Annotated in this window: 9 protein-coding genes and 2 pseudogenes; 1 reads left to right on the top strand and 10 read right to left on the bottom strand. The window is 68.9% G+C overall.

The features are described 5' to 3' along the window. From U9978_RS11680 to U9978_RS11695, 5 genes and pseudogenes are all read right to left on the bottom strand, one after another. Positions 1-181: pseudogene (locus tag U9978_RS11680) on the bottom strand (IS5/IS1182 family transposase); the annotation flags it as partial. Between the two features lie 218 nt (positions 182-399). Then, positions 400-567 carry a hypothetical protein gene (locus U9978_RS11685; RefSeq protein WP_322761122.1) on the bottom strand — a complete coding sequence of 56 codons (168 nt, stop codon included), beginning with the start codon at positions 565-567 and terminating at the stop codon, positions 400-402. 91 nt (positions 568-658) lie between these two features. Then, a pseudogene (locus tag U9978_RS24025) lies at positions 659-799 on the bottom strand (hypothetical protein); the annotation flags it as partial. Beyond that, positions 787-918 (bottom strand): hypothetical protein, encoded by a 132-nt coding sequence (locus U9978_RS11690; RefSeq protein ID WP_322761123.1) that lies wholly within the window; start codon positions 916-918, stop codon positions 787-789. The gene U9978_RS11690 and the pseudogene U9978_RS24025, both read right to left, overlap by 13 nt. A 51-nt stretch (positions 919-969) precedes the next feature. After that, on the bottom strand, positions 970-2,025 hold the full coding sequence (locus tag U9978_RS11695) for a PDR/VanB family oxidoreductase (RefSeq protein WP_322761124.1): 1,056 nt from the start codon (positions 2,023-2,025) through the stop codon (positions 970-972). Between the two features lie 320 nt (positions 2,026-2,345). On the opposite strand from U9978_RS11695, the gene U9978_RS11700 reads away from it, so the two are divergent. Continuing rightward, entirely contained in the window at positions 2,346-2,891 is a 546-nt protein-coding gene (locus U9978_RS11700; protein ID WP_322761125.1) for a hypothetical protein, read from the top strand. Between the two features lie 29 nt (positions 2,892-2,920). On the opposite strand, the gene fdhA is transcribed toward U9978_RS11700, so the two are convergent. The 5 genes from fdhA to U9978_RS11725 form a co-directional block, all read right to left on the bottom strand. Beyond that, complete coding sequence (fdhA, locus tag U9978_RS11705) at positions 2,921-4,150, bottom strand: formaldehyde dehydrogenase, glutathione-independent (RefSeq protein WP_322761126.1); 1,230 nt, start codon at positions 4,148-4,150, stop codon at positions 2,921-2,923. A gap of 126 nt (positions 4,151-4,276) precedes the next feature. After that, complete coding sequence (locus U9978_RS11710; RefSeq protein WP_322761127.1) at positions 4,277-4,732, bottom strand: MaoC family dehydratase; 456 nt, start codon at positions 4,730-4,732, stop codon at positions 4,277-4,279. Further along, positions 4,704-6,353, bottom strand: coding sequence for an AMP-binding protein (locus tag U9978_RS11715; RefSeq protein WP_322761128.1), 1,650 nt, complete (start codon positions 6,351-6,353; stop codon positions 4,704-4,706). Before U9978_RS11715 ends, U9978_RS11710 begins: the two co-directional genes overlap by 29 nt. A gap of 33 nt (positions 6,354-6,386) precedes the next feature. Then, complete coding sequence (locus tag U9978_RS11720; protein ID WP_322761151.1) at positions 6,387-7,256, bottom strand: amidohydrolase family protein; 870 nt, start codon at positions 7,254-7,256, stop codon at positions 6,387-6,389. Between the two features lie 18 nt (positions 7,257-7,274). Further along, a complete protein-coding gene (locus U9978_RS11725; RefSeq protein ID WP_322761129.1) occupies positions 7,275-8,201 on the bottom strand; it encodes an SDR family NAD(P)-dependent oxidoreductase in 927 nt (308 codons plus the stop codon). Positions 8,202-8,318 lie beyond the last annotated feature (117 nt).

Consider the following 8,318-nt stretch of genomic DNA (forward strand, 5'->3'; position numbering starts at 1 on the left):
TCCGTTCGTAACCCGAGCCGTGGACCGCGGCTTCCACGATCTTCTCGAAGATCAGACGGTCGGGGATGCGTGGCCGGTGACAGTGCAACGGATGGGTCGGGCAGACCCGCGGGTGGGACGGCAGCAGCGGTTCGAACTCGCTCCAGACGGCGTCGAGCAGGCATGCTGGTACGGCAGGCATGGAACCCCCCGGTCAGTTACAGAGCGTCGAGAACTCCATGATTGACCAGGGCCGTGCCTGCATCCATTCGGTCCCTCATCGGCGTCCCGGTACCGCCCCTATTGCCGGTCGCTCTTAGAGCGCCCGGCAATAGGGAGGTGGATGAAGGAGCGGAGCCGGGGTACCCGTGCCTCGCGCAGCGATGGACGGGGAGCGATGCGGCGATCCATTGCCCACGCCTACCGGACAACCTCGACCCGGTCGTCAAGACTCTGCCAGCGTTTGTCGCCGGTAAGTATGGTTTCAGCGCCGACGACGTCGGCGGCAAACACGAGCGCGTCCGGTAGCCGTAGGGACTGGTGCCGCGCCCGCCGTAGCGCGGCCGCAACCGCGACAGCTTCGTCCACAAGGATACGGCGGCCCGAATGCGGCGGTGGTGAGCCGTCGGCGCACGGCAACCTCCTCCTCGCTCCGGCGCGCGGCACCGACGAGCAACTCGGCCAGCACGCTCGCCGGTAGCACGAAACCATCACCGGCGTCGCGCCGACGGCGGGCCGCCTGGACCGCACCTGTGTGCAGGGAGTCATCGGAGTCGAACAACGCAAGGACCACGCTCGTATCGAGGACTACCGCTCCCATTCGTTCCTCAACGCGTCGAGGTCGGTCATGGCGGACGACCCCGGAGCAGAGCCGATCAGCTCCTCAAAAGGATCATGGACAACGGCGAGGACGAGCCTGCCGCGTCCATCGGCGGTCATCCGGAGTTCGTCGCCGGGACCGAGCCCCGCCTCCCGAAGCACATCGAACCACTACAGATCCAGCACGAGGCGGTCGTGCCTCGCGCGTGAAACGCAGATCATCATCATCTCGTTTGTGGCACGTTCCTCGTCGGTCAGCAGCGAGTCTCGATGATCGACCTCGCCATCCAGGACCGCCGTTTCGCAGGTCCCGCAGATACCCTCGGCGCACGAGGACAGGACCCCCAGACCGGCGTTCTCGACCACCTGAAGAATCGACAGTTCCGGCGGTACCGTCAGCGTGATTCCCGAGCGCCGGCACTCAACCTCGATCGGCCGGTTGGCGGCCTCGGCCGACGCCCCCGATGCCGCCACCGTGGACGCCGCGGCGGCAAACCGCTCTACGTGCAGGGCTCCGGACGCCCACGACGTGCAGCGCGACTCGACGGCATCGATCAGGCCCGCCGGCCCGCAGCAGTACACCAGCGTCGACGGCGACGGCTCGCTCAGGATCGCGGCCAGGTCAAGCATCCCGACCTCGTCCTCAGGGCGCACCCGCACCCTGTCCCCATAACGTGCGAGCTCGTCGAGAAAGGCCATCGACGCCCGGCGCCGCCCGCCGTAGTGCAGCGTCCAGTCCGCACCCGCTGCTTCGGCCGCCGCCACCATGGACAGCAGCGGGGTGATCCCGATGCCGCCGGCGATGAACACGTAGCGGGACGCCGCCCGCAGCGCGAAGTTGTTGCGAGGCCCCCGGACGCGCAGCTCGGTGCCCGCCTGGGCGTTGTCGTGGATCCAGACCGACCCACCCCGGCCCGCCGGCTCGCGAAGCACACCGATCCGCCACGTGCCGTAGTCGGCGGCCGGACCGCACAGTGAGTACTGCCGCACGAGCCCGTTGGGCAACACGAGATCGATGTGAGCGCCCGGGGCCCACCCCGGCAGCGACGCTCCCGAGGCATCCTCGAGCTGCAAAGACACCACGCCGTCGGATTCGCTGCGCCGGGTACGGACGACAACGGAACCGTCGAACTCAAGCCCCCGGCTCGGGCCGACCGCGGCGACACCCGGCGAAGCCACAGTGGTGGCGGGCAGGGTAGTGGCGGGCAGCCCGGTCACGTCAACCATCTCCTCATTTCTCAGCCCGGCGCGCTAAGCGTCTGCGACGCAGACGCTAACCGAGCCGGGGAATGTAAGGCAACCTGCGAATGACGGGTCGGGCCGGCGAATTGTCCCGACCAGCGTACATCATATGTCGCTGAAGTTGACGCGCACCCGGAATCTGGATCAAGCTTGACGGATTGGTGGCGCACTGTACCACCCCCACGAACTCCGTGCGCTCGGGGATAACGACCGGTTCGGGTTCGAGATGGTCCGCCCAATTCTAGCCGACAGCCGCGCCCCGCCCGCTGGTCGGTCCGCCACGCCTGTGATGAGGAGTCGTATCCATGGCCTCCGGTCCTTCCCGTTTGTTACCGCCCGACGTCGACCCAGCGCACTTCGATACCGCACGTGCACGCTTCCGCGCGGTGGTGGGAGACTTGACCTACTACGGGATCATCAAGGACGCCTTCGGTCAGATCCCGAGCGCGAAGTTCTACACCCATTCCGAACACAGCAAGCGTGGTGGTCATGTCCAGCGCGACCGCCATACAATCAACAATGGTGTCACCGGCCTCGACGAGATGACGCCGATGGACTGGCTGCCGAACGCCGGGCACCTGGCTTTCTCGCCCGTGTCAGCACCGGTTGGCACGGACGCGCTCCAGCAGTTTCACATGGTGCGCGAGCGCTCCCGGGAGCCAGCCTGTCGGGTGGGCTTTGGCTGCCCCATGACATCGCCATCCTTGCGTCGGGCGCCGCATTGCCGGCCCTGGTCCAGCCGGACGGCGAAATCGCCGCTATCTCCCGGGAAACCAGCGCGCCCGATCGACCCAAACTCCTTAACCAGTAGAACACGGGCTGCCCCGCCACCTCGTCGGGTGACAAGCTGAGGAGACGAATACGCTCACCGACGCACTCCTCAGGCGGTGGATGTGGTGCTGGCGAGCAGGCCGTGGGGGTCGAGGACGTACTTGCGGGCCGCACCCTGATCGAAGGTGCGGTAGCCGGCGGGGGCCTGCTCCAGCGGGATAGGGGTGGCGTTGACCGCCTTCGCGATCTGTACCCGGTCGTGCAGGATCGCCATCATCAGCTGTCGGTGATACGTCATCACCGGGCACTGGCCGGTGAACAAGGCGTGCGAGCGGGCCCAGCCCAGCCCGATCCGGATCGACAGCGAGCCGACCTTCGCCGCCTCGTCGGCCGCGCCCGGGTCACCGGTCACATACAGCCCGGGAATGCCGATCGACCCGCCGGCCCGGGTGATCTCCATGACCGCGTTCAGGACGGCGGCGGGCGCCTCGGCGGCGTCCGGGGCGTGCCCGCGGGCCTCGAACCCGACCGCGTCGACCGCGCAGTCCACCTCCGGCTCACCGAGGATCTCCGCGATCTGGCCGCCGAGGTCACCGAGTGACACGTCGACGGTCGCGCACCCGAAGCTGCGGGCCTGCGCCAGCCGCTCGGCGTTGAGGTCACCGACGATGACCACCGCGGCACCCAGCAGGAACGCGGACGCCGCCGCGGCCAGCCCCACCGGGCCGGCCCCGGCGATGTACACGGTGGAGCCGGGGCCGACCCCGGCGGTGACACAGCCGTGGAAGCCGGTGGGGAAGATGTCCGACAGCATCGTCAAATCGAGGATCTTCGCCATGGCCTGGTCCCGGTCGGGGAAGCGCAACAGGTTCCAGTCGGCGTAGGGGACCATCACGTACTCTGCCTGGCCGCCGACCCAGCCGCCCATGTCGACGTAGCCGTAGGCCGACCCAGGCCGGTCCGGGTTGACGGTCAGGCAGATGCCGGTCTTGCGTTCCTTGCAGTTGCGGCAGCGGCCGCAGGCGATGTTGAACGGGACGGAGACGAGGTCCCCGGCCTTGATGAACTCGACGTCCCGACCGGTCTCGATTACCTCACCGGTGATCTCATGGCCGAGGACCAGCCCGGCCGGCGCGGTCGTCCGGCCGCGGACCATGTGCTGGTCGCTGCCGCAGATATTGGTCGACACCACCTTCAGGATGACGCCGTGCGGGCACTGCCGGCCCACGTTCGCCGGGTTGACCCCCGGCCCGTCCTGTAAGACCAGCCCGGGAAAGTCCAGGTCGACCACCTCGACCCGGCCGGGCTCCATGTACGCCACCCCGCGGTTGTCAGCCACACTGCACCTCCGCACTCGTTCGGAAACAGTCCTTACCGGGTTGCGCCTCCCCATCTCGGTTCTACCTGGTGCCGTCGCAGGTGAATAGTGCCGCGAGACCAAGAGCGACCGGCAATAGGGGACGCTCTAGATGAGAAAGCGGAAAATCGGCTGGGCGACGCACACCGGCTTGCCACCACCGTCGCGCTCGATCACCGCGTCGATGGTGAGCTGCATCCCGCCGTCGACCGGTTCAAGCCCCACCAGGGTCGCCGTCACCCGCACCTTCGACCCCACCGCAACCGGCGCTGGGAAACGCACCTTGCCCAGGCCGTAGTTCACCTTGGTGCGGACCTCGCGGACGTCCAGCAACTCCGACCACAGCGGGATCAGCAGTGACAGGGTGAGATAACCGTGCGCGATCGTCGTACCGAACGGCCCGTCCTTGGCCCGCGCCGGGTCGGTGTGGATCCACTGCTGGTCGCCGGTCGCATCGGCGAAGGTGTCGATGCGGTGCTGGTCGATCTCTACCCACGAACTGGCGCCCAGACTCTTGCCGACCAGCGGGGTCAGGTCAGCCAGGGTGTCGACGACTGTGGACACGGTCTGTCTCCTCAATGGAAGGTTGGGTCCCGGCCGCGCCGACCGCGGTGGCCGCGGTGGCGCGAAGGTCCTGTTTGCGAACCTTCCCGGTAGCGGTTCGCGGGAGAGTCGGGATGAACCGCACATATTTCGGGATCTTGAAGGAAGCCAGGCGGGCCCGCAGCGCGGCCCGCAAGGACTCCTCGGTCCAGGCATCCGGGTCAGCGATGACGAAGGCGAATCCGACTTCGCCCCAGCGGTCGTCGGCGACCCCGACGACCGCGGCGTCGACCACGCCCGGCAGCGCGTTGAGCACCGCCTCGACCTCGACCGGGTAGACGTTCTCCCCACCGGAGATGATCACATCCGTGACTCGGTCGACGACGTAGGCCCAGCCGTCCTCGGCGACCCGCACGACGTCACCGGAGCGGAACCAGCCGTCGGTGAAGGCACGGTCGGTGTCCGCCGGCCGGTTCCAGTACCCGCGGAACACGTTGAGGCCGCGCACCAGCAGTTCGCCGGACGTCCCCGGCTCCGGCTCGTCGGTCCCGGCGGCCAGCGACACGTCGGTGAAGAAGTGCGGCACGCCGATCGAGATCGGCCGCGCTGCCGCACCCTCCGGCACCGCCAGGTAGACGCCGGGGCTGGCCTCGGTCATCCCGTAGCCCTGCAGGAGCGGCACGCCACGGCGCTGCCAGGCGACCGCGACACGCTCGGCTACCGTCGACCCCCCGTAGATCACGAAGCGTAGGGAGCTGAGGTCCGCCGCGGCGAAGTCCGGATGCTCGCACAGCATCTGCAGCATCGTCGGCACGGCGGAGAACGACGCGATGCGCAGCGCGGCGATCGCCGACAGCACGTAGCCCGGGTCGAATCTCGCAGCGACGACGACGGTGCCGCCCTTGAACAGGGTCGGCAGGCTCACCTGTCCGAGCCCGGCCGCGTGGAACAGGGGAGCCATGCAGAGGGCCACGTCGCTGGTCAGGACATCCGCGTGCGCCAACTGGTTCATCGTGTTGAACGTCATGTTCGCGTGGCTGAGCACGGCGCCCTTCGGGCGACCGGTGGTGCCGCTGGTGTAGAGGATCACCGCGTCGTCGGACAGTGCCACCTCCGAACGCACCACGCAGTGGCCCGCCGCGGCCCCCACCCCGGCCCCCGCCGCGGCGTGCAGAAGTGCGGCGTAGCTACCCGGCCCGGACCCGGCCACCGACACGACCGCGGCGACCCCGTGTGCGGCCGGGTCCACCGCGACCACCAGATCGGCCAGCTCCGGGCCGTAGACCAGGACCGTTGGACGCGCGTCGTCGAGCAGGTAGGCGATCTCGTCCGCCGCCAGTCGGGTGTTGAACGGGACGAAGATCGCGCCCAGCCGGGCGGTGGCGAAGAAGACCTCGAAGGTCGCGATGTCGTTCGGGCCGAGGTAAGCCACCCGGTCGCCGTGGCCCACGCCGAGTTCGGCAAACGCCCGGCTCAAACCCTCGACCCGGGCGGCCAGTTCGGCGTAGGTCAGGCTGCGGTCTGCCGATTGCTCCCCGTGCTCGCTGTGCTCTCCGGACTCTGTGTGCTGGCGCAACGCTACGTCCGCGCCGTTGATGCGGGCGCGACGAGCCGGCCAGCTGCCCAGTCCGTAGTCCGCCATCGCGTCAGCCTCCCGTCCGCCATCGAAGATCCATCAGACCGGCCCCAACCCGAGCATGCGCGCGGCGTTGTCCTTCAGGATCAGCGGCCGCACCTCCGGTTTGATCTCCAGCGCGGCGAAGTCGGCCAGCCACCGGTCCGGCTTGATCACCGGGTAGTCCGAGCCGAACAGCACCTTGTGCTTGAGCAGGCCGTTGGCGGCCCGTACGAGCTGCGGCGGGAAGTACTTCGGTGACCAGCCGGAAAGATCGATGAACACGTTCGCCTTGTGCGTCGCGATCGAGATCGCCGCGTCCTGCCACGGCACCGACGGATGGGCCAGGACGATGGTCAGCTGCGGGTGGTCCGCGGCGACGTCGTCGATGAGCATCGGGTCGGAGTAGCGAAGCTTGATGCCGCGCCCGCCGGGCAGACCGGCGCCGATACCGGTCTGCCCGGTGTGGAAGACGACCGGCAGGCCGAGTTCGGTCGCGGCTTCGTAGAGCGGATAGTGCGTCCTGTCATTCGGGCTGAATGCCTGCATGGACGGGTGCAGCTTGAGACCACGTGCCCCGGCCGCGGCGAGGTCACGCAGTCGGTCCACCGCGGACGCCCCGTCGTGCGGGTCGACGGAGGCGAACGGGATCACGACGTCGTCGTACTTCGCCGCCGCGGCGACGATGTCCTGGCTGGAGAGCGCCGGATGGCCGGTGGCCGTGTGTGCGTCGACGGTGAAGACCACGGCGGCCAGGTTGCGCTCGCGGTAGTACTCGGCGATGGCGGCCAGGTCGGGTGTTCGGTTCTCCCCCGCCTTGAAGTACGCCGCCGACGCCGCCATCAGTTCCTCGTCCAGCGAGCAGTGCCCGTGGCCGTCGGACTCGACATGCACGTGTGTGTCGATCGCGGTGACCGCGTCGAGGTCGATACCCATCACGACACTCCGTTAGTAGGCTTCCGGGAAGGTCTGGCCGACGGTCTGCAGCTGGCCGGTGAACTCCTTGGGCCAGACGTCGGCGATCGCCTGCGCGCTCCAGCCACCGTCGGCGAAGGCCACCACCGCTTCGGTGGGATGCGACCACAGCGCGAGCCGGTCGCCGCCAAGCCCGACGGCCTGGCCGCTGACGTCGGCGGCGGCGTCAGAGGTGAGGAACACCAGGAGCCCCGCCACGTCCTCGGGCGGCCCGAAGCTGAGCTCACGGCGGGCGTAGGGCGGCAGCGGCTCACCGGCATGCAGCGCGTCGACGTACGGCTTCAGGAACGGGGCGGTCTCGGTCATGCCGGTGGCGGCCACGGGAATCACCGCGTTGACGGTGATCCGCGCGCGGGCGAGCTCAAGCGCCCAGGTTCGCACCATGCCGACGATCCCGGCCTTCGCCGCCGCGTAGTTCGTCTGACCGAAGTTGCCGACCTGGCCGGTGGGCGAGCCGACGCAGATGATGCGGCCGCCCTCCCCCTGCTCGCGCATACGGGTAGCGGCGGCGCGCACACAGGTGAACGTGCCACGCAGATGCACGCTGACGACGTCGTCGAAGTCCTCGTCAGTCATCTTCCACAACACCGTGTCACGCAGGATGCCGGCGTTGGTGATGAGGATGTCGAGGCGGCCGAACTCCGCGACCGCTCGGTCCACCAGCGCCTGCGCGACGTCGGTGGAGCCGACGGCGCCAACATGTGCGACAGCCCGGCCGCCGGTGTCGGCGATGGATCGCGCCGCCGCGTCGGCGACCTCGGCGTCGACGTCGTTGACGACGACAGCGGCACCGGCCGCCGCGAGCGCCCGCGCGTAGGCGAGCCCGAGCCCCCTGCCGCTGCCCGTGATGATCGCGACCCTGCCGTCGAGGGGGCCGTCTGTCCCCCGTCCTGGCGTCATCCGTGGACTCCTCTCGCTGGGGCTGCGTGCCGTGCGGCCAGTCGGGCCGACCGCCCAATTAAGCAGGTTTCCTGACTATCTCAGATCCACGCTGGGGCGACAACGGCTGGCGGACCG

The sequence above is a fragment of the Protofrankia sp. Cr2 genome (assembly GCF_963555885.1).
GTDB lineage: Bacteria > Actinomycetota > Actinomycetes > Frankiales > Frankiaceae > Protofrankia.